The 20859-nt window shown below is 70.4% G+C and carries 15 protein-coding genes; 4 read left to right on the top strand and 11 right to left on the bottom strand.

The genetic code is table 11. The features are described from left to right. Positions 1 to 5 precede the first annotated feature (5 nt). From KAF39_RS08465 to KAF39_RS08455, 3 genes are all read right to left on the bottom strand, one after another. Positions 6 to 2459 carry an ATP-dependent helicase gene (locus KAF39_RS08465; RefSeq protein WP_210676857.1) on the bottom strand — a complete coding sequence of 818 codons (2454 nt, stop codon included), beginning with the start codon at positions 2457 to 2459 and terminating at the stop codon, positions 6 to 8. A 70-nt stretch (positions 2460 to 2529) separates the two neighbouring features. After that, complete coding sequence (locus tag KAF39_RS08460) at positions 2530 to 3546, bottom strand: ABC transporter permease (RefSeq protein WP_210676856.1); 1017 nt, start codon at positions 3544 to 3546, stop codon at positions 2530 to 2532. Continuing rightward, the gene (locus KAF39_RS08455; protein WP_210676855.1) at positions 3543 to 4523 is read right to left on the bottom strand and encodes an ABC transporter ATP-binding protein; all 981 of its coding nucleotides are present in this window, start codon (positions 4521 to 4523) and stop codon (positions 3543 to 3545) included. The genes KAF39_RS08460 and KAF39_RS08455 overlap by 4 nt, the downstream gene beginning before the upstream one ends. Before the next feature lie 89 nt (positions 4524 to 4612). On the opposite strand from KAF39_RS08455, the gene KAF39_RS08450 reads away from it, so the two are divergent. Further along, positions 4613 to 5011, top strand: coding sequence for a YccF domain-containing protein (locus KAF39_RS08450; protein WP_210676854.1), 399 nt, complete (start codon positions 4613 to 4615; stop codon positions 5009 to 5011). A 10-nt stretch (positions 5012 to 5021) separates the two neighbouring features. On the opposite strand, the gene KAF39_RS08445 is transcribed toward KAF39_RS08450, so the two are convergent. Next, a complete protein-coding gene (locus tag KAF39_RS08445; RefSeq protein ID WP_210676853.1) occupies positions 5022 to 6008 on the bottom strand; it encodes a glycerophosphodiester phosphodiesterase family protein in 987 nt (328 codons plus the stop codon). Between the two features lie 91 nt (positions 6009 to 6099). Between KAF39_RS08445 and KAF39_RS08440 the strand changes: the two genes are divergently transcribed. Further along, the gene (locus tag KAF39_RS08440) at positions 6100 to 7020 is read left to right on the top strand and encodes a Bax inhibitor-1/YccA family protein (protein ID WP_210676852.1); all 921 of its coding nucleotides are present in this window, start codon (positions 6100 to 6102) and stop codon (positions 7018 to 7020) included. Positions 7021 to 7179: 159 nt separating this feature from the next. Then, a complete protein-coding gene (locus KAF39_RS08435; RefSeq protein WP_025103755.1) occupies positions 7180 to 7452 on the top strand; it encodes a GlsB/YeaQ/YmgE family stress response membrane protein in 273 nt (90 codons plus the stop codon). A gap of 96 nt (positions 7453 to 7548) precedes the next feature. On the opposite strand, the gene KAF39_RS08430 is transcribed toward KAF39_RS08435, so the two are convergent. Both KAF39_RS08430 and KAF39_RS08425 read right to left on the bottom strand, forming a co-directional pair. Beyond that, entirely contained in the window at positions 7549 to 8844 is a 1296-nt protein-coding gene (locus KAF39_RS08430) for an RNA polymerase sigma factor (RefSeq protein WP_210676851.1), read from the bottom strand. 14 nt (positions 8845 to 8858) lie between these two features. Further along, positions 8859 to 9287 carry a YciI family protein gene (locus KAF39_RS08425; RefSeq protein WP_210676850.1) on the bottom strand — a complete coding sequence of 143 codons (429 nt, stop codon included), beginning with the start codon at positions 9285 to 9287 and terminating at the stop codon, positions 8859 to 8861. Positions 9288 to 9470: 183 nt separating this feature from the next. On the opposite strand from KAF39_RS08425, the gene KAF39_RS08420 reads away from it, so the two are divergent. Next, a complete protein-coding gene (locus KAF39_RS08420) occupies positions 9471 to 11555 on the top strand; it encodes a glycoside hydrolase family 10 protein (protein ID WP_210676849.1) in 2085 nt (694 codons plus the stop codon). Positions 11556 to 11615: 60 nt separating this feature from the next. Here the strand turns inward: KAF39_RS08420 and KAF39_RS08415 are convergent, their stop codons facing one another. The 5 genes from KAF39_RS08415 to KAF39_RS08395 form a co-directional block, all read right to left on the bottom strand. Next, positions 11616 to 13001 (bottom strand): glycosyltransferase, encoded by a 1386-nt coding sequence (locus tag KAF39_RS08415; protein ID WP_210676848.1) that lies wholly within the window; start codon positions 12999 to 13001, stop codon positions 11616 to 11618. A gap of 8 nt (positions 13002 to 13009) precedes the next feature. Continuing rightward, on the bottom strand, positions 13010 to 14596 hold the full coding sequence (gene guaA / locus KAF39_RS08410; protein ID WP_210676847.1) for a glutamine-hydrolyzing GMP synthase: 1587 nt from the start codon (positions 14594 to 14596) through the stop codon (positions 13010 to 13012). Beyond that, positions 14593 to 15105 (bottom strand): DUF3817 domain-containing protein, encoded by a 513-nt coding sequence (locus tag KAF39_RS08405; protein WP_062635876.1) that lies wholly within the window; start codon positions 15103 to 15105, stop codon positions 14593 to 14595. Before KAF39_RS08405 ends, guaA begins: the two co-directional genes overlap by 4 nt. Before the next feature lie 103 nt (positions 15106 to 15208). Beyond that, positions 15209 to 19837, bottom strand: a complete 4629-nt coding sequence (locus KAF39_RS08400) for an ExeM/NucH family extracellular endonuclease (protein WP_210676846.1) — start codon at positions 19835 to 19837, stop codon at positions 15209 to 15211. 241 nt (positions 19838 to 20078) lie between these two features. Further along, positions 20079 to 20837 (bottom strand): SURF1 family protein, encoded by a 759-nt coding sequence (locus KAF39_RS08395; protein WP_210677997.1) that lies wholly within the window; start codon positions 20835 to 20837, stop codon positions 20079 to 20081. Positions 20838 to 20859: the final 22 nt, after the last annotated feature.

Here is a 20859-nt window from a genome sequence, read left to right as displayed (position 1 = left end):
GAGCGTCAGAGCTTCTGGATCGGTGCGACCTTGATGAGCAGCTTCTTCTGCCCCGCCGTGTCGAAGCGGACGTGCGCGATGCGCTTCGCGCCCTCGCCGGTGACGGCGTCGACCCGCCCCTCACCGAAGTCATCGTGGCGGATGCGGTCCCCCGCGGCGAGTTCGAGGTCACCGTTGTCGCGCATCTTGGCGGTCACGCGGTTGGGGATCTTGTCCATCGCCGTCGACAGCGGCCGGAGCGATTCGCGAGGCAGCGCCTTGACGCCGAACCGGTCTCCGGAGCCGCCGGACCGGCGGGCGTTGAGCGCGCGGGACTGCATGCCGCCGCGCGAGTTCACATCGCCGGGCGACTGGCGCCAGTCGATGAGGGAGGCGGGGATCTCCTGCAGGAACCGACTGGGCATCGCCACCGTCACCTCGCCGAACTGCGCACGGGTCATGGCCAGAGACAGGTGCAGACGCTTGCGGGCCCGGGTGATGCCCACGTAGAAGAGCCGTCGCTCCTCCTGCGGCCCGCCGGGCTCGCCCGCCGAGATGCGGTGCGGGATGAGGTCTTCCTCCACACCCGTCACGAAGACCGCGTCGTACTCGAGGCCCTTGGCCGTGTGCATGGTCATGAGCGAGACGGATCCGGACTCGTCGTCGAGGTCGTCCGCGTCGGAGACCAGCGCGACCTCGGTGAGGAAGTCGGTGATCGTGCCCTCGGGGTTGTTGCGCGCGAAGTCGCGCGTCACGGCCACGAACTCGTCGAGGTTCTCCACGCGGGCCTCGTCCTGCGGGTCGCGGCTGGCGCGCAGCGCGTCGAGGTAGCCGCTCTTGGACAGCAGCACGCTGAGCCCGTCCGCCACCGAGGTCGGCGGGGGCACCTCCCCCGTCGGCGGCAGCATGATCGCCGTCGCCTCGGCGAGCACCGCGTCGAGCTGGGCGATGGCGGCCTGGATCTTCGGACCGACGCCGAGCTGGCCGGGAAGCGACAGGGCATCACGGAAGGTGATGCCGTGCTCCTCGGCGAAGCGGGCGATGGCGGTCTCGGTCACGTCGCCGATGCCGCGCCGGGGCTTGTTGAGGATGCGGCGGACCGCCATCTCGTCGGCGGGGTTGGCGACCGCCACGAGGTAGGCGAGCGCGTCCTTGATCTCGGCCCGCTCGTAGAACTTGGTGCCGCCCATGATCTTGTATGGCACGGCCGAGCGGATGAAGATCTCCTCCAGCGCACGGGACTGCGAGTTGGTGCGATAGAAGACGGCCATCTCCGAGTACGGTACGCCCTTGCGGTGCAGCGCCTCGATCTCGTCGGCGACGAACTGGGCCTCGTCGTGCTGCGAGTAGCCGGTGAAGCCGATGATCTTGTCGCCCTCGCCGCGATCGCTCCAGAGCTTCTTGTCCTTGCGGTCGAAGTTGTTGCCGATGACCGCGTTCGCCGCGGAGAGGATGTTCTGCGTCGACCGGTAGTTCTGCTCGAGGAGCACCACCTTCGCCCCGGGGAAGTCGCGCTCGAACTCGCTGATGTTGCGGATGTCCGCACCGCGGAACGCGTAGATCGACTGATCGGAGTCGCCGACCACGGTCAGCGACGCCCCGGCCTCGCCCGCGCCGGGGGCCGGCTCGGGATCGGGCTCGAAGATCATCATGCCGTTCGAGGCATAGGGCTCCGGCGTGGCACCGACACCGGACACCGGCCGGGTGAGCTCGTGGATGAGCGCGTACTGCGCGTGGTTGGTGTCCTGGTACTCGTCGACGAGGATGTGCCGGAACCGGCGGCGGTACGTGTCGGCGACCTGCGGGAACGCCCGGAACAGGTAGACCGTCTGCCCGATGAGGTCGTCGAAGTCGAAGGCGTTGGCCTTCTGGAGCTGCCGCTGGTAGTCGGCGAAGACGTCCACGAAGACGCGCTCGGCCGGGTCGCTCATGTTGGCCTGACGCGCGTAGGCCTCGGCGTCGGAGAGCTCGTTCTTGAGCTTGGAGATGCGCCCCTGCACCGCCGCCGGCGTGAGGCCGTAGGCGTCGGCCTCGTGCTCTTTGACGAGCCTCTTGAGCAGCGCGCGGGAGTCGCCGGAGTCGTAGATGGTGAAGTTCTTCGTGAACCCGAACTGCTGCGCCTCACGACGCAGGATGCGCACGCATGCGGAGTGGAACGTCGAGATCCACATGCCGCGCGCGGCGTCGCCGATGAGACCTTCGACGCGCTCGCGCATCTCACCGGCCGCCTTGTTGGTGAAGGTGATGGCGAGGATCTGACTCGGCCACGCCTCCCGGCTGCGCAGCAGCGAGGCGATGCGGCGCGTGAGCACGCTCGTCTTGCCCGATCCGGCGCCGGCGACGATGAGCAGCGCGGGGCCGCGGTAGGTGACGGCCTCGAGCTGCTGGGGGTTGAGGCCGGCGAGGAGGTCGTCCTGCGCGGGGGCGCCGGAGGACTGCGGGCCGACGGAACCGGGGACGATGAGAGGGGCTTCGGTCATGACCTCTCGAGTCTAGGCGGCGGCACCGACATCGCGGTCCCCGGCTCCGGGGGCGGGCCCTCCCGCCCCGTCAGGCGATGCGTGTGCCGGGAGGCAGCTGCCGCGCCGGCGTCCGCGTGCGGGCCCAGGCCCCGGCGAACAGCGACCCGGCCAGCACCACCTGCACTCCGAGACCCACGAACCAGCTCGGCACGGTCTCATCGATCACCTGCTCGGCCGTCCGCGACGTGCTGTCCGGATCACAGTCGTCCCAGCGCTGCTCCAGCGGGGAGAGCTGTGCGCTGCGGACGCCGAACTTGATCTGCCCGTACAGATCCAGCGGGTACCCCGCGTCGCTGAACTCGGTGGGGGTCGCGTCGGCGAGCACGACGAACGGGTTGGCGGCGAGCGCCCACCACACGAGGTCGAACCGCGGAGCCTGGTAGGTGTAGGAGTCCCAGCTCTCGCAGTCCACGTTGCCGTTGCTGTCGTAGGGTCGGCTGTAGGTCGTGGCCTCGCTGCGCACGGCCATGCCGCCCAGTGCGAAGACGATGAGCGTCCCGATGACGAGCGCCGAGACCACGAGGTAGGTCGTCGCGACGGAGAAGAGCGGCCGGGCGATGAGGCCGCTCAGTCCCACACCGATGGCGGCGACGATCACGATCTCCGCGGCGAGGATCAGCAGCGCCACGAACAGCGCACCCGGGGCGGTCCCGCCGCCCAGCAGCGACACCGCCAGGAACGGGAGGGCCACGAGGAGGAAGGCGCCGCCCGTCGCGATCGCGGCGAGCAGCTTGCCGAGCATGATGTCGCCGGTCGACGCCGCCGTGACCTGGATCGGTGCGAGCGTCGCGGCCTCGCGGTCGCCGTTGATCGCGTTTCCGCTGAGGGTGGGCGAGACGAGGACGACGAGCAGCAGGACGATGTTGAGGACGATGGAGGAGACGCCGGCACCGACCGCGTCGCCCCAGGAGTACACGGCGAAGGACAGGCCGGTGGCCCCGAGGAGCACCAGGGCGAAGACGCCGAGGAGCACGTACCAGCCGACGCTCCGCAGCCGCTGCGTCAGTTCGAGGCGCGCGATGACGCTGATGTTCGCGAGGCTCATGCGCCCGCCTCCGTTCCGTGGGATGCCGCAGGCGGCGGTGTCGTCGGGTCGGGCGCCGCCGGGTGCCGCAGCGCGAGGAACGTGTGCTCCAGGTCGCTCTGCGCGGGGGCGAACTCCGCCACCGGAAGGCCGGCCTCCACGAGGTGACGCAGCGACTGCGCGGCGGCGTCCTCCCCCGCGAAGCCGACGAGGACGGCACCGCGATCCACGGCGAGGGCCTCGGGGGCGAGCCCGAGCGCGGAGGCGACCTGCCAGGTGTCCGCATTCAGGCGCTCCGGGGTGGCGCCGGCGAGCCGCACCCGCCAGGCCCGGATGGTGCTCTGTGCCGGCGCGGCGTCCACGACGGATCCGCCGACGAGGAACACGGCGTCGTCGACGACCTCCTCGAGCTCGGACAGCACGTGACTGGAGATCAGGACGGTGCGTCCCTCGGCCGCGAAGCGTCGCAGCAGCACCCGCAGCTGTACGCGGGCCTCGGGGTCGAGACCCGATGCCGGCTCGTCGAGCAGCAGGACCTGCGGGTCGTGGACGAGCGCCCGGGCGAGGCCGAGCTTCTGCTTCTGGCCGCGTGAGAGCACCTTCGCCGCGGAGTCCGCGAGCTCGCCGAGGCCGACGAGGCCGAGGAGGTGCTGCGCGCGCCGCTCCGCGTCCGGCCGCGCGATCCCGTAGAGCCGTGCCGTGGTGACGATCGTCTCGCGTGCCGTGAGCGATGGCCAGGCGCCGAGCGCGTCGGGCATCCACCCCAGCACCCTCCGGGCGGCGAGCGGATCGGCCTCGGGGTCGACGCCGCCGATCCGGATCGTGCCGCTGTCGGGAGCGAGCAGGCTGGCGAGCATGAGCAGCAGGGTCGTCTTGCCCGCCCCGTTCGGACCGACGAGGCCCGTCACCCTCCCCGCCTCGGCGCGCAGGGTGGCCCCTCGCACGGCCTGCACGTCCCCGAACGCTCTGCTGACGTCGTCCACCACTATTCCGGTCATGCGGTCAGTCTGGCATCGCGCGGCATCGGCACCGGGGACCTCGGGGCTGATCCCCAGCCGCGCCGCCCCACGGGTGACACAATCGCTGTATGCGCACGATCCTCAACATCATCTGGGTCATCCTCGCGGGCTGGGCGCTCTTCCTCGGCTACGTCCTGGCCGGCATCCTGCTGTGCATCCCGATCATCACGATCCCGTGGGCGATCGCCTCGTTCCGCATCGCCGCCTACGCCATCTGGCCGTTCGGCCGCGAGGTCGTCAGCAAGCCGACGGCCGGCGTCGGGTCGTTCCTCGGCAACGTGCTCTGGGTCATCCTCGCCGGATGGTGGCTCGCCCTCGGTCACATCGTGTCGGGCCTGGCGCTGTGCATCACGATCATCGGCATCCCGATGGGCATCGCCGACTTCAAGATGGTGCCGGTCTCGCTCATGCCCCTCGGCAAGGAGATCGTCTCCACTCGTCAGGGCGCGTTCGATCGCACGCTCTGATCGCGCCGGTTCAGCCCCGGAAGAACGCGATGCCGAGGTCGGGGTGGTCGACGAACACGCCGTCCACGCCCTGCCGGGCGATCACGTCCCATTCCCCTGCGTAGTCGCCGAACGCGCGCTTGCCTCCCGGCCGGCGGAACGGCGCGGCGAGGAACGCGTTCTCGGGACGGCACGTCCAGGTGAAGACGGTCAGGCCCCGGGCATGCGCATCGGCGACCAGGGTCGTCCCCGGCACGAGCAGCATCTTCTTGTCGACGCTGATCCCCTCGACCTGCCCGACCAGGCGGTCGAGGTTGGCGGGGGCCACCGTCTCCGGATAGCTCAGCGCTTCCGACCCCTCGGCGACGAGGAGGTCGTACGGGTGCCCCGCCGCCTCGATGAGGTACACGAAGCTCGCGACGATGCCCTCGGCACGGAGCCGCCCGAGCACGGTCGACTCGAAGCTCTCCACGATCAGCGGCAGCTCCCCCTCAGCCCACCGGGCGTCCCGCAGCTCCTGCGCGATGAGGGGCGCGAGGTCGAGCCCGATGCGCGCGAAGTGCGTGGCGTGCTTGACCTCGAGGACGACGCCGATGTCCCGGCCCTGCGCGACCGCGGCCGCGCGCACGAGGTCGAGGACGTCGCGCAGCCGCAGCATCGGCTCGGTGCCGTCGAACGACGCGCTGGACGCCCGCAGCTTCGGCAGCCGCTCCCGACACCGCAGCGTGGACAGCTCCGCCCAGGTGAAGTCCTCCGTGAACCAGCCGGTCAGTGCCGCGCCGTCGACCTGCCGGGTCGTCCGGCGATCAGCGAACTCCGGTCGATCGGCGACGTCCGTGGTGCCGGAGATCTCGTTCTCGTGCCGCACGACCAGGACGCCGTCCTTGGTGGCGACCACATCCGGCTCGACGGCGTCGACCCCCATCGCGAGAGCGAGCTCGTACGACGAACGGGTGTGCTCCGGGCGGTACCCGGGAGCGCCGCGATGCCCGATGACGAGCGGGGATTTGCTGGGCACGCTCACAGCGTAAGGCACCCCGGGAGTGTCGCCACGCGGGTATCGTGGAGGAAAGCGACCTACGACCCCCCTTTTGGAGTGAGGCCCACCGATGAGCAACTTCGCTTTCAACAATCCTGCTTTCCAGCAGCAGGACCCGCGCAACGTCGCGACGTACCCGGGTGCGCCCCAGGCTGCTCAGGGTGCCCAGGCCGCGTCGTTCCAGCACGGTGCGATGGATGCCGCCGCCAACGCGCAGCTCGAGGGCATGTACGCCGCCCCGGCCGCCGGCGCCATCGAGACCGATCGGATGTCCGTCGAGGACACGGTGTGGAAGACCGCCGGCCTGTTCGGCATCCTCCTCGTCACCGCCGCCGTCGGCTGGGTGCTGACGCTCGGGGGCCTCGACGTGCCCCGCTACGACCCCTACAACCCGGCCGCCGTCAACGTGCTGCCGTGGGCACTCGGCGCGCTCGGCGGCTTCGTGCTCGCGATGGTCATCACCTTCACGTCGCGCAAGAAGGTCCGCCCCGCGCTGATCTTCGCCTACGCGGCCTTCGAGGGACTCTTCATCGGCGGTATCTCGGCGTTCTTCGAGGTCCGCTGGCCCGGCATCGTCTTCCAGGCGACGCTCGCGACGATCTCGGTCGTCGGCGTGACCCTCGCCCTCTTCGCGAGCGGCAAGATCCGCGCCTCGAAGAAGGCGACCAAGATCTTCATGATCGCGATGATCGGCTACCTGGTCTTCTCGCTCCTGAACCTCGTCCTCATGTGGACCGGGATCAACACCAACGCGTTCGGTCTCTTCAGCGCCGAGATCATGGGCATCCCGCTCGGTCTCATCATCGGCGTCCTCGTCGTGATCATGGCGGCCTACTCTCTGGTGCTCGACTTCGACCAGATCCAGCAGGGCGTCCGCAACGGCGCTCCGCGCAAGTACGGCTGGCTCGGCGCCTTCGGCATCATGGTCACCGTCGTCTGGCTGTACGTCGAGATCCTCCGGATCATCGCGATCGCCCGCGGCAACAACTGACGCGACAGCGCGCACACGAGGCCCGTCTCCCTTCGGAGGCGGGCCTCTTGCCATATCCGGGAGGGAGCGCGCAAGGGGTTGGCACGCGATCCGGCGAGCGGGCACAGTGGGTGTCACGAAGCCCCGGCACCCCGGGGCTCTTGACGCAAGGAGCTGACCATGAGTTTTCTCGGCTTTCTTCTCCTCGGCCTCATCGCCGGAGCCATCGCGAAGCTGATCCTGCCCGGAAAGCAGGGCGGCGGATGGTTCATCACCCTGCTGTTGGGCGTCGTCGGCGCCCTGCTCGGAGGCTGGCTCGGCAGCCTGATCCTCAACCGTCCGCTCACGGAGTTCTGGGACCTCGGGACCTGGCTCCTCGCCATCGGCGGTTCGATCATCGTGCTGCTGATCTACGGCCTCATCGCGGGCCGCGGTCAGCGGGTCAACGACTGACGCAGACCCCACTCGACGCGCCTGCGCGTCACCCACGCCCGTCCCTCACGGCTGCGAGAGCATCCGTGAGGGGCGGGTCTTCCTTTTCACACCCCGTCAGGTCGCCGCGCCCTGGGACTTGCGTTCCAGGAGGGCGCGCTCGCGATCGTTGCCCGCCAGTCCCGCGGCCACCGCGAACTCGCTGCGCGCCTCGTCCTCGCGTCCGAGCCGCCGCAGCAGTTCGCCGCGGGTCGCCGGCAGCAGGTGGTATCCGCGCAGCGCGCCGGACGCCGCCACCTCGTCGAGCAGGCGCAAGGCCGAGGCGGGACCGGTCGCCATCGCCACCGCCGCCGCGCGGTTCAGTTCGACCACGGGTGATGGGGCGATCCGCCCGAGAGCCTCGTAGAGGACGACGATCCGGTCCCAGTCGGTCTCCGCGACGGACGGAGCGAGGGCATGGCACTCGGCGATCGCGGCCTGGAGACCGTACGCGCCACGGCCGCGACCGAGACCATCCGCGCGCGCCAAGGCCGCGCGCCCGCGAATGATGCGGCCGCGGTCCCACCGGCGACGGTCCTGATCGGCCAGGAGCACCGGCTCCCCGTCCGCGTCGACCCGGGCCGGGAAGCGCGCCGCCGTGAGCTCCATCAGGGCGAGCAGACCGTGCACCTCCGGCTCCCGCGGCAGCAGCGCCGTCAGCATCCGGCCGAGCCGGATCGCCTCGTCGCTCAGCTCGGGTCGCATCCAGTCCGGACCGCTGCTCGCGGCATGCGCCTCGTTGAAGATGAGGTACAGCACCGCGAGGACACCGCCGAGGCGGGCCGTGCGATCCTCGCGCGGCGGAACCTCGAACGGCGCCCGGGCCGCGGCGAGCGTCTTCTTCGCACGGACGATCCGCTGCTGCACGGTCGCCGTGGGCACGAGGAACGCGCGCGCGATCTCCTCACTCGACAAGCCGCCGACCACCCGCAGCGTGAGCGCGACCTGAGCCTCCCGGGAGAGCACGGGATGGCACGCGATGAAGAGGAGTCGCAGCACATCGTCGTCCACGGCGTCCGGATCCCACAGGAGATCCGGGGCGTCCGCCTGCTGCTGCTCGAGGTCGTGCGCGAGCAGCGCGAGGTGCTCGTTCCCGCGCTCGCGACGCCGCCAGCCATCCACGGCCTTGCGCTTCGCGACGGCGGTCAGCCAGGCTGCCGCGTTGCGCGGGACCCCCTCGACCGGCCACTGCCGCAGCGCGTCGACCAGGGCTTCCTGGGCGAGATCCTCGGCCAGGCCGAAGTCGCCCACGAGACGGATCAGCGTCCCGACGATGCGCGCGGACTCGATGCGCCACACCGCCGCGACGGCCCGCTCGGCCGCCTCCTTCGCGGAGTCGGCGGGGGCCGTCGCGGGGTCTTCGGGCAGAGTCATCAGGGGTGCCGGCGTCACGCCTGCTCGGCGCGGCGGGCCTGCTCCTCCCGCCAACCCGCCTCCTTCTCGATCCACTCGTTGTCGGCCGGGAAGTCGTCGGGACCCGTCACCCGGCGCACCTCGAGGAAGGAGCCCGGGCCCAGCGGGGCCCGACTCGCCCATTCCGCGGCCTCTTCGCGCGACGACACCTCGATGATCCAGAAGCCGTTGAAGAGCTCCTTCGTCTCGCCGTAGGGGCCGTCGGTGAGGAGCGGCTTCTCGGCGCTGAAGTCGACGACGAAGCCCTCCGCCGCGTCGGTCAGGCCCTCTCCGGCGACGAGGACGCCCGCCTTCATCATTGACTCGTTGTACCGGCCCATGGCCTCGATGACCTGCTCGAAGGGCATCTCCTTGTAGGCGGCCACCGCGTCGTCCGTCGCGCGCATGATGAGCATGAACTTCATGATGTTCTCCTTGTTCCGAAGGGCCGTGTGTCGACCCTCTCACCACAGACGTCGAACGGGAACACCGGATATCGACATCCGTCCAGAACTTTCTTTGCGCACTTCACCCGGCGATGCGAAAGACATAGAGTTTCAGTTCACCCCTTTCCAGTGGAAATTTTTTCCAGAACGAACGAGGACTCGATGAAGAGACGACTGGCCGCCACCGCCGCGGCCGCCCTGCTGCTGCTGGCACTCCCGACGGCCGCGGGAGCGGCCCCCGACGAGGCGCCGCTCACCCGCTACGTCAAGGATGCGTCCGGCGCCTACGGCTACGGCACCGAGCCCGTGTCCACCTATCCGGGCTCCGGGGAACAGGTCACGATCCCGACGACGCTGACCCCCGAGAATCGACGCTTCTCCAGTGCATGGGTGGGGACCATCGGCAACCTGAACTTCGGCTGGCCGGCGGACGCCGCGGACTTCGACGCCCGCTACGCGACGGTGCTCGACGACTTCTCCTCCTGGAACATGAACGCCGTCATCTTCCAGGTGCGGCCCCTCCTGGACGCCTACTACCCCTCGGCGCTGAACCCGTGGTCCGAATTCCTCACCGGGACGCAGGGAGCCGATCCCGGATACGACCCCCTGCAGCGCATGGTCGCGGCGACCCATGCCCGCGGCATGGAGTTCCACGCCTGGCTGAACCCCTACCGCGTGACCAACGCGAAGATGACCTCCCCGGCGATCCTCACCGCGCTGGACATGACCGCCGAGGACGTGAAGGCGCTCACCATCCCCCAGTACATCGCCGCGCTGAACGAGGCCGGCATCCTCGCCGACGACAACTTCGCCGTGCAGCATCCCGACTGGGTGCTGTCGTTCGAGGAGAAGCTCTTCCTCGACCCCGGCCAGCCGGAGGTCCCGGCCTACGTCGCCGCCACCGTCGCGGAGATCACCGCGAACTACGACGTCGACGCCATCCACTTCGACGACTACTTCTACCCGTACCGGATCACCGTCGACGGACAGAACGTGTTCTTCGGCGCGCAGGGCGAGGACCGCGCGACCTTCGAGGAGTTCGGCCTCACCGCCGGGTACCCGGACGCCGTGGCCGGAATCGAGGCCTGGCGCCGCGACAACATCACCCACCTGATCACGCTCGTGGGCGACGCCGTCGATGCCGGCAACGCCGCCCGCGGCACGGCCGTGCAGCTGGGCATCAGCCCGTTCGGCATCTGGGAGCACGAGGCGCTGGACCCGGCAGGCTCCCACACGCCCACCAGCTCGTCGCAGACCTACAGCCAGGCCGTGTTCGCCGACACCCGCGGCTGGGTGCAGGACGAGCTGATCGACTACATCGTCCCGCAGATCTACTGGAGCTTCGACCAGGCCGCGGCGCCGTACGGGGAGCTCGCGCAGTGGTGGAGCGCCGCCGCCGCGGACAGCCGCACCCAGGTCTACGTGGGCCACGCGCTCTACAAGCACGTCAACAACGGCGGCTGGGAGCAGGCCTGGATGAACCCGGAAGAGGTGCCGAACCAGATCCGCTTCACCCAGAATCTCGACGGCATCGACGGCAGCGTCCTGTTCAGCTACAACGACATGAAACCCAGCGACCTGAGCACCCTGCCGGCGGATCAGCAGCCGAAGCACGGGGCGAAGAACACCGCGATCGACCTCCTCACGAACGAGGCCTTCGCCCACCCCACGCTCGTCCCCGCGAAGCCCTGGCTCTCCGACGGCCCGGTGACCGCCCCCGCCGCTCCCACCGTGGTCGACGGCGAGCTCCGCTGGCAGGCCGGGGACGCACAGGAGGCGCGCCGGTACGCGATCTATCGCGGCACGGGCGATCCCGCGACGATCGTCGCGACACCCGGCACCCTGATCGACACCGTGTGGGCGGGCGGGGCCACCGCGCTCCGCTACCCGCTCCCCAGCGTCACCGCGCCGCTCGCCGCCCGCGCCGCCGCGGTGACGTGGGTGGTGACCGCGCTGGATGCCGCGGCCGTCGAGAGCGCGCCCGCGGCCGTCGTGGTCGACCCGGTGGACCCGACCGGCCCCGGCACGCCGACGGATCCGACAGGCCCTGCGACGCCCACCGACCCGGACACCGCGGGCGACGGAGGCGGTGCCGCCGCACCGGGAAGCGCGTCGCGCGGAGACCGCGATGATCTCGCCGCGACCGGAGGTGAGGTGCCCTTCGGAGGCCTGCTGCTGGGTGGGCTGCTGCTGACCGCCGGCGCCGTCACCGCCGGCGTGGCCGCGTCGCGCCGCCGCACGCGCTGACCCCCTCCGGCCGCCGGGATGTCGTCCCCGACCTCCCTGCGGCCGGAGCGCACCTCACGGTCAGCGTCGAGGCGGGGCCTGCAGGACCGCGGTGATCGTCTCAGCCAGGGCCGCCAGAGAACGCTCCGGGCTCCACGCCGCCGCGACCGACGGCGCCTCCGCACGCGCGGCGGCGAGACGCTCCGGATCGGTCAGCAGCTGCCGCAGCGCTGCCGCCAACGCCTCGACATCGCCGGCAGGCACGAGCGCGCCGCCCCCGGCGCCGAGCACATCGCGGATACCGTACCGCACGTCGTAGGACACGACGGGCGTGCCGTGCAGAAGCGCCTCGACGACTCCGAGCGGCTGCCCCTCGAACGCGGTCGACGTGACCAGGAGCGCGGCGCGGTCGAGCACCGTCGCCGGATCCGTGGTGTAGCCGCAGAGGCGGACCCGGTCGGCGGCGTCGAGCTCGTCGATCAGCGTCGCCAGCCGCTCCCCCTCCGGACCGGTGCCCCAGATCTCCATGCGGGTGCCCGGCACGTCCGCCGCGAGGAAGGCACGGATGGCGTGATCGATGCGCTTGCCCGCCGCGAGGCGGCCCAGCACCACGACGAGCCCGTCCTCGCGCAGGTGATCGCGCCGCTCGACCGGAGAGATGGGGTTCGGCACCACCACGTGGTTCGCCGCGCCGCCGAAACGGGCCACGACGTCGTCCCGCTGCGTGGCGGTCGGCCAGACCACGGCGTCGAACCGGTCGGCCAGCCGGAACCACCGTGTCCACAGCGTGTTCATGTCCGCATCGGGCGTGTACGGGGCCTCGACGTGGATGGTGTGCACGGTGTGGACGATGCGGACCCGCGGGTCGTCCCAGTCCGCGATGAGCTCGCCGAGCTGACGCGACTCGCAGATGACGACGATCGGACGGTCTCCTCGTCGCGCGGTCACGTGGGTGAGCCACGCCCGGTAGAGCCCGCGGAAGCCGTGCAACGCCCCCGTCACCGTCCCCGCCTCGTCGTACACGAGGACCGGCTCCTCGGTCAGATGCCAGTCCGGGTTGCCCGGGATCACCGGCAGCGCCGCGAACGGACGTCCCTCGACGTCGGCGAGCACCCGGTACTCCACATCGGGGTCGGCCGTGACCGCCGTGTCGGCGGCGGCGCGCAGCCAGGCGGACGCTCCGCCGTCCGGGCCGATGGCCTCATCGAAGAGGTTCCGCAGGCGCGACGGATCGGTGAGCGCCCCGCGCTCGGCGAACACCCGGCGATGCGCGGCATGATCCGCCGCCGTCCCCGGATCGAACGTCAGCAGCTCCGGGCCCCGGCCCCCGCCTGCACCGGCGGCGGCGAGGAGCCGCGCACGCGCGAGCGTCGCGATCGTGTAGCCGCCGTCCAGCCCCGGGATCAGCCGGCTGGACAGCACGAGGTACTCGGCGTTCGGGAGGACCGGCGCCGAGACCGGGGGCATCGTGCCCCCTACTCCCACTCGATCGTCCCCGGCGGCTTGGACGTGACGTCGAGCACGACGCGGTTCACGTCGCGCACGCCGTTCGTGATCCGGTTCGAGATCTTCGCCAGCACCTCGAACGGCAACCGGGTCCAGTCCGCGGTCATCGCGTCCTCGCTGGAGACCGGGCGCAGCACGATCGGGTGGCCGTAGGTACGACCATCGCCCTGCACGCCCACCGAGCGCACGTCGGCGAGCAGCACCACCGGGCACTGCCAGATCTCCTGGTCGAGTCCGGCCTTCGTCAGCTCCTCGCGGGCGATGGCGTCGGCCTCACGCAGAATCTCGAGACGGTCAGCGGTGACCTCACCGATGATCCGGATGCCGAGGCCGGGCCCCGGAAACGGCTGGCGGCCGACGATCGCCTCCGGGATGCCGAGCTCGCGCCCGATCGCACGGACCTCGTCTTTGAAGAGCGCGCGCAGCGGCTCGATGAGCTCGAAGTCGAGGTCGTCCGGCAGGCCGCCGACGTTGTGGTGCGACTTGATGTTCGCGGTCCCCGCGCCGCCGCCCGACTCCACCACGTCCGGGTAGAGCGTCCCCTGCACGAGGAACTTTACGGGCGCACCGCCATCGGCCTTCGCCTCCTCGACGAGGTCGAGCTGCACCTTCTCGAACGCGCGGATGAACTCGCGGCCGATGATCTTGCGCTTCTCCTCCGGGTCGGTCACGCCCTTCAGGTGGCCGAGGAAGGTCTCGGCGGCATCGACCGTGATGAGGCGGACGCCGGTGGATTCGACGTAGTCCTTCTCGACCTGCTCGCGCTCGCCCTTGCGGAGGAGCCCGTGGTCGACGAAGACGGCCGTGAGCTGGTCGCCGATGGCCTTGTGCACGAGAGCGGTCGAGACCGCGGAGTCCACGCCGCCGGAGAGCGCGGAGATGACGCGGGCGTCACCCACCTGCTCGCGGATCCGCTCGACCTGCTCGGCGATCACGTTGTCGGGGTTCCAGTCGGACGCCAGACCCGCTCCCTTGTGGAGGAAGTTCTCCAGCACGCGCTGACCGTGGTCGGAGTGCTTGACCTCCGGGTGCCACTGCACGCCGTAGAAGCCGCGCTCCTCGTTCGCGAAGGCGGCGACCTTGGTGGCCTCCGTCGTCGCGAGCACCTCGAAGCCCTCTGGAGCCTTGGCGACCTGGTCGCCGTGACTCATCCACACGTTCTGCTCAGCGGGCTGGCCGCCCAGGAGGGTGCCGCCATCGCCGGAGATGACCGCGTCGGTCGCGCCGTACTCGCGGAGGCCGGTGTGCGCGACCTCCCCGCCGAGCGTCTGCGCCATGTACTGGAAGCCGTAGCAGATGCCGAGCGTGGGGACGCCGAGGTCGAAGACGGAGGGGTCGAGCTGCGGTGCCCCCTCCTCGTACACCGACGACGGCCCGCCGGAGAGGATGATCGCGACCGGGTTCTTCGCGGCGATCTCCTCGGCGGTCGCCGTGTGCGGCACGATCTCGCTGTAGACACCCGCCTCCCGCACGCGGCGGGCGATGAGCTGCGCGTACTGGGCGCCGAAGTCGACGACGAGCGCGGGGCGCTGCTGGGTCTCGGACTGTTCGGTCAACGGACACCTTCCGGGGCGATCGCGGAGGCCTCGGCGGCCTCCCGGGTGGCGAGATAGGTCTTGACTTCACGGGCGACGATCGCCTCCATGAAGAACGACAGCAGCGGGATGACGCCGCCGAGCGCGAGGAGGATGAACCGGCGGAACGGCCAGCGCATCAGGCTCCACATGCGGAAGCACGCGAAGAGGTAGACGACGTAGAACCAGCCGTGGGCGACCAGGATGAACAGCGAGATGTTGAAGCCGTCCCCGAGGGAGGTCATCTCGCACGAGTTCGTCCACGGGGCGAACAGCGACCACCACTGGCAGTCCGGTCCGGCGATGACGCCGGCGAACCAGAGCGGGCCGCCCGAACCCCCGGCGAAGAGCTCGAGGTGGATCGGCGTGTACTTCAGCACCATCTCGGCGAGCAGCAGGAGCAGCATGACTCCCGTGATGATCGACGCGATCTGGTAGAACTTCAGCGCACCGCGGATCGCCGGAAAGCTGGCGACTTTCGGTTCGGGCATGCCCCCAGTCTAGTCGGCGGCGGGCAGCACCCCGACCCCGCGGGAACGACGGAGGCCGCCGGGTCGCCCCGACGGCCTCCGCCTCGTCATCCGCCGATCGGCGTCAGAACCACCCGGTCAGGAGGTCCCACAGCCAGTCGACGATGTCCTTGATGATGCCGCCGATGCCGCCGGCCCGGTTGACGGTGACGGTGGCCGTGGCCTCGTCACCGTCCGCCTGCGCCACCGCGACGGTGTACTTCCCGGGCTGGGCGTTCTTCGGCACCGTCACCGAGGTGCGGAACGTGCCGTCCTGACGGACCTGCACCGTCCCCACCTGGACGCCCTGGCCCTTCTTCGGCCGGAGCTCCACCGTGACCGTCTCGCCGGGCTGGTAGCCCGTGCCCGTGACATCGAGCTTCTTGCCCGCGGCCACCTTCGAGGAGCCGAGCGCGATGGTCCCCGCGAACTCCTCCTCGCCGGCGATGGTGAACGGCATCTGCACCGTCGTGCCCGTCGCCGGGACCTCGACCGTGAGCTGCTGGTCTCCGAAGACACCCGACGGCACCGTGAAGGTGAGGGTGGCACGGCCACCCTCGTCGGTGGTGTCGACGATGGTCGGGTCGACCGTGCCGGCCGCGAGCTGGGTGTCGCCGAGCGACAGCGTGACCGCTCCGGGAGCCGCCTCGCCACCGCTGAACGCCAGCGACGAGAGCGAGACCGTCACCTGGTCACCCGCGCGGTAGCCGTCGGCGTCCGCCGGGCTGACGGTCACACCGACCGCCCGCTGCGCGAGGTCGGGCGAGGCCGTCTTGTTCTCGTCGAACCAGTCGACCATGGACTGCAGGTCGATCTTGCCGGTGTCGCGCTTGCCCGCGCCCTCCTTGAAGGTGGCGAAGTTGTCGCCGCCCGCTGCGAGGAAGGAGTTCGCCGCCACCGTGTACTCCGCGTCGGGATCGATCGCGGTGCCGTTCAGCGTGATCGAGGTGATCCGCGAGCCCTGCGCGGCCGTCGGGTCGTAGGTGTACACCAGCCCCTCCGAGACGCCCAGCTTGAGGAACGGCCGCGCCGATCCGGCCGGCTGCCACTGCTCCTCCAGCACCGCCTTCAGCTGCGTGCCGGTGAGCGTCAGCGTCACCAGGGTGTTGGCGAACGGCTGCACCGTCGCCGCCTCCCGGTACGTGACGTTGCCGTCCGGATCCTCGGCGTTGCTCGACGCGTACGTCAGATTCGCGCGGATACCGCCCGGGTTCATCAGAGCGATGTCCGCCCCCGTCGACCACTTCTGCACGTCGGCGACGAAGTTGCCGATGGTGGACTCGCCACCGCGGTTCTCCGAGCCGTTGGTCTGCCGCGCGCGGTTGAAGTCGGCGGTGATGTCGCCGACTTTCACGGCCCCCAGCACGTCGGCCTCGGCCTTGGCCTTGTCGACGATCGCCTGCACCTCCGGCACCGCCGGGTACAGCGGCTTGCCGGCGGATGTGAGGGGCTTGATCTCGTTGGTGATCGAGAGCAGCTCCTTCGTCTTCGGGTCGACCTGGATGTTCATGAGCCCCAGGTTCTCGCCGTACTGCCCGGCCGAGACGACCGGACGCCCGTCGATGACGTGGTTATACGCGAGGTGCGTGTGCGCGGAGACGATCGCGTCCACGTCGTCGTCGACCCCGTAGACGATCTCGCCCAGCGGGGAGTCCTCGGTGATCGCGGACAGCGCGGTGCTCTCGGCGCCTTCATGGACGAGCAGGATGACGACATCCGCCTCGCCGTTGGCCGGGTCTCCGTCGCGCAGATCGTCGGCGACGGCGTTCACGGAGTCGACGATGCTGCGCACCTCGAGGTCCTTGATGCCCTCGGGCGAGACGAGCGAGTCGAGGTCCTCCGTGACGGCGCCGACGAAACCGACGCGCACCCCGTCGAGCTCCTTGACCCAGGCCGGGGCGAGCGCGGGCTCCCCGGTCTCGGTGAGGAACACGTTCGAGGAGATGTACTCCCAGTCGGCGCGCTCTTGCACCCGGTCACGCAGGTCTTCCCAGCCCTGGTCGAACTCGTGGTTGCCCGCAGCGCTCACGTCCAGACCGGCGGCGTTGAGCGCATCGATCGTGGGGTTGTCATCGTTGATGAACGAGGTGAACGTCGAGGCACCGATCAGGTCGCCGGCGCCGGCGAAGATCGTGTTCGGGTTCGCCTCCCGGAACTGCTGTACCGCGCCCGCGAGCACCGCGGCACCCGCCGCCGCCCCGTCGGCCTCGATACGGCCGTGGAAGTCGTTGACGGTCACGACGTCGATGTTCACCGGCGGGATCTCCGAGGAGACGCCGACGAGGATCGGGTCGTGGTCGCTGGAACGGTAAGGCGTGCCCTCCTCGGCGGCACCGAACGCGTACCCGCGGTCGCTCCACTCCGGCGAGTTGATGCCCCACACGCCCGCGCCCGTGATCGAGGCGGCGAGCGACGGCGACGCGATCACGTGGTCGAGCGAGCCGAGCTCGCCGTCGAACGTGTACGTGTACTGGCCGGCGGCCTTGTCGGCGGCCACGTCGCTCCACCCCTGCGAGGTGAAGACGTCGATCGGGTCTTCCTTGCCGTAGGCGTTGAAGTCGCCGATGAGCAGCATGTCGCTGCTGCCGCTGGTCTCGGCGAGCTCGTCCGTGAAGGCGAGGACGGCCTGCGCCTGCGTCACCCGGTCGGCGTTGAAGAAGCCCTGACCGTCGGCCGGCTCGGCACCGGCGCCCTGCGGCGGCGACTTGGACTTCAGGTGGTTGGCGACGACCGTGACGACGCGGCCGTCGATGTCGAAGGCCTGCGCGATCGGCTCGCGGGCGTTGCCCCACACCGACTCGTCCGTGACGGTGGCGCTGTCGCCGACCGCGCTCACGGCGTCCTTCTTGTAGATGATCGCGTTGGTGATGTAGTCCGTCGTCGCCGGGTCCTGCAGCGCCTCGGGCGTGCGCACGTAGTCCCAGACGTCGGAGCCCGCGTCGGCGTTGAGGCCGGCGACGAGGTCCTTCAGGGCGGTGTCGACCGGCTTGCCGAGCTTGACCGAGTTCTCGATCTCCATCAGCGCCACGATCTCGGCGTCGAGGCCGTTGATGGCCGAGACGATCTTGGACTTCTGGATCGCGAACTGGGCGGCGTTCGCCGCGCCGCGGGCGTCGGCGTTCTCGCTCTTCAGCGTCGTGAAGTAGTTGTAGACGTTGAACGAGGCGACCTGCGCGTCGCCGCCCACGTCCGGAGCCTTCTCGGGGCGCGGGTTCGTGGGCTCGAACGTCACCTTGCGGTCGGCCGGCGACGCGTCGTCGATCGGCACCACCGGCTGGAGTCGCCAGTCGTCGAAGCCCCACTGGAGCACGTAGCCGTTGGAGCCGAAGTCGACGGTGTCGCCGTTGCGGACGACCGTGTCCTCCGTGAAGTACGGCTGCTCACCGGGGTGGCCGTTGTTGGTCACCTGGATGGACCAGGCGTCGTCGAGCAGGATGCGGTTGGCGCGGTTCTCGGCCGCGATGGCGGCGGCGTCGACGCCGGGACGCGTGGTCTCGGTGCTCTTGACGTTGAGGTCGTCTCCGGCGTTCAGCCACAGCGTGCCGTAGTTGTACAGCTGGTGGCTCGAGGCGAGACGGTACGTGCCGGTCGGGACGACGTACATGTTCTCGTACTGCTCGCGATCGGCTCCGCGGACCGTGTCGGGAAGCGGCGTGGGCTCGGGGACGCCCACGCCGGCGGTGACGACGGAGACGTCGGCGACCGCGGCGGGGGCGATCTGGGTCTGGCCGTAGTACTCGCTGACGGTGCCCGTCACGGACACGAGGTCGCCGATCTCGAGCGTGGGCGCCAGGGCGTTCAGGAACACGAACACGCCGTCCGACGCGCCGGGAGTGGCGTCGGTGGCCCCGCCGGAGCCCTGCGTCTGGATGACGATGCCCTTGTAGCCGCCGGTGCGGTGGTCGGCCGTGACGACACCCTCGACGCGGACGCGCTGTCCGGCCAGAGGCGAGACGTCACCGGTGCCCTGGACCTCGGCGATCGTGGCGGTCTTCGGCTCCTCCCCCGGCTCCTCGCCCGGGTCGGTGCCGCCGGAGTTCTGCGGGGTGATGGTGGCCGAGAGCGTGAAGTCCGACTTGTTGTCGTCCTGGTCGGCACCCGCGGTGCGGTTCAGCGAGCGGACGTCGGTGTTGCTCGAAGGGGCGGCGGCGGCCGCCGTCTCGAACGTGTTCGAGGAGCCGTAGCCCAGGAGGTCGATCACGCCGTCGACGCCGACCGTCGAGCCCGGGGTGAGGGTGACCGCCGCCGTGCCCTCGACAAGGGCGAGGGTGCCGTTGGTGCCGCTCGGGCTCAGCGTCGTGGTCGCGTCGGGTGTGGGCAGCGCGGCACCGTTGGCGCCGTTGCTGTTCGCCTGCACCAGGAAGTAGCCGCCGGCGGGGATCGTGCCGGTCAGCGGCGCGACGCCGTTGAAGGCTCCCGTGCCCGCGGCGGAGCGGTACTGCAGGGACATCCCGTCGAGCGTGACGGGGGCTGTGGTCGGGTTGTACAGCTCGACGAACTTGTTCGCGAACGCCGCCCCGGCGCTGCCGCCGGACAGGTAGGCCTCGTTGATCACCACCCCGGTGCCCTCGGTGTTCGCGGACGCGGGGGCGACCACCAGCGAGCCGAGGCTCAGGGCGGCGACGCACGTCGCGGCGAGAGCGCCGACGCGCCCTCCGATTCTGCGGGGTGAGACGGGGGTCAGGGTCTCCCCGTGCTCGGGAGCGGACATCATCGGTGCTGTCTCCTCGATCGTGTTCCGGCGCTGCTCAGGACGCTGTCATCGCACACATCGGGAACTCCCAGCGTGCGCACATGGAGCGAGCATACGGAGCGGTTCGGACATCCTCAACGGAGTTTTCCCATTGGTCACCGAGCGCTCACCGAATGGCCGCGAGACCCCCTGACGAAGGTTCACACGACGAGCCGACGGCGCGCAGAAGCGCACGATGACGCGCGCGGATGCGCAGGTCCGTTCAGACCGCGGCGGAGGCCTCGGCGTCCTCGAACTCCTCTAGCTCGCGCTCCCAGGCGTCCTTCGCGAGGCGGTACCAGAGGTAGAACGCGAACCCCGCGAAGATGACCCACTCGGCGGCGTAGAACACGTTGAGCCAGTTGATCGGAGAGCTCTCCTCCGGCGCCGGGGAGGCGATGTCGTCGAGACCGGCCGTGGCCGTCGTCGACGCCAGGTAGGGGCGGTACACGTCCAGCTGCTCGACATCGTGCCAGCGGCTCAGCAGCGCGGCCGGCGACATCCGGTCCATCTGCATCGGATCCGTGCGCGGCGGCACGGAGGGGCCCTCGTCCGAGATGATGCGGCCGGTCACCTCCACCACCTGGCCGTCGGCCTCCGCCTCCAGCCGCTCCACCGCGGCGTCCGCGGACCGGCGGTCGGGCGCCCAGCCGATGGCGACCGCCACGGACACGCGCTCGGCGACCCGGAGCTGGCCGGTGACCCAGTAGCCCTCGACGCCGTCGTTGAAACGACTCCCGACGACGAGGAAGTCGCCGGGGATCCAGGAGCCCTCGGTCTCCACGCGCTGGCCGACGAGCGGCTCCGGGAGGTACTCCCCCGGCGCCACCACCTCATCGAGCGACCGCACCTGCTCGGTGGCGCCCGGCGGCGGCGGATCGGTCTCGATCGCCCGCTCCAGCTGCCACTGCCCGAGCCAGGCGAAGACGCCGGCGACGACCAGACACAGCAGGAGCATCGCGATCCAGCGTCCCCGCAGCATCACCTCACGAAGGGTGGGCGGG

This window comes from Microbacterium sp. BLY (assembly GCF_017939615.1).
GTDB lineage: Bacteria > Actinomycetota > Actinomycetes > Actinomycetales > Microbacteriaceae > Microbacterium.
Note: the sequence above shows the minus strand (reverse complement) of the source record. Positions and strands in the feature narration are given on the sequence as shown.

Coding starts and splice junctions, on each gene's coding strand:
- KAF39_RS08465 (WP_210676857.1), bottom strand. CDS start 2,459: ATGACCGAAGCCCCTCTCATCGTCCCCGGTTCCGTCGGCCCGCAGTCC.
- KAF39_RS08450 (WP_210676854.1), top strand. CDS start 4,613: ATGCGCACGATCCTCAACATCATCTGGGTCATCCTCGCGGGCTGGGCG.
- KAF39_RS08430 (WP_210676851.1), bottom strand. CDS start 8,844: ATGACTCTGCCCGAAGACCCCGCGACGGCCCCCGCCGACTCCGCGAAG.
- KAF39_RS08405 (WP_062635876.1), bottom strand. CDS start 15,105: ATGCCCGAACCGAAAGTCGCCAGCTTTCCGGCGATCCGCGGTGCGCTG.
- KAF39_RS08435 (WP_025103755.1), top strand. CDS start 7,180: ATGAGTTTTCTCGGCTTTCTTCTCCTCGGCCTCATCGCCGGAGCCATC.
- KAF39_RS08440 (WP_210676852.1), top strand. CDS start 6,100: ATGAGCAACTTCGCTTTCAACAATCCTGCTTTCCAGCAGCAGGACCCG.
- KAF39_RS08455 (WP_210676855.1), bottom strand. CDS start 4,523: ATGACCGGAATAGTGGTGGACGACGTCAGCAGAGCGTTCGGGGACGTG.
- KAF39_RS08395 (WP_210677997.1), bottom strand. CDS start 20,837: ATGCTGCGGGGACGCTGGATCGCGATGCTCCTGCTGTGTCTGGTCGTC.
- KAF39_RS08425 (WP_210676850.1), bottom strand. CDS start 9,287: ATGAAGTTCATGCTCATCATGCGCGCGACGGACGACGCGGTGGCCGCC.
- KAF39_RS08420 (WP_210676849.1), top strand. CDS start 9,471: ATGAAGAGACGACTGGCCGCCACCGCCGCGGCCGCCCTGCTGCTGCTG.
- KAF39_RS08400 (WP_210676846.1), bottom strand. CDS start 19,837: ATGATGTCCGCTCCCGAGCACGGGGAGACCCTGACCCCCGTCTCACCC.
- KAF39_RS08460 (WP_210676856.1), bottom strand. CDS start 3,546: ATGAGCCTCGCGAACATCAGCGTCATCGCGCGCCTCGAACTGACGCAG.
- KAF39_RS08415 (WP_210676848.1), bottom strand. CDS start 13,001: ATGCCCCCGGTCTCGGCGCCGGTCCTCCCGAACGCCGAGTACCTCGTG.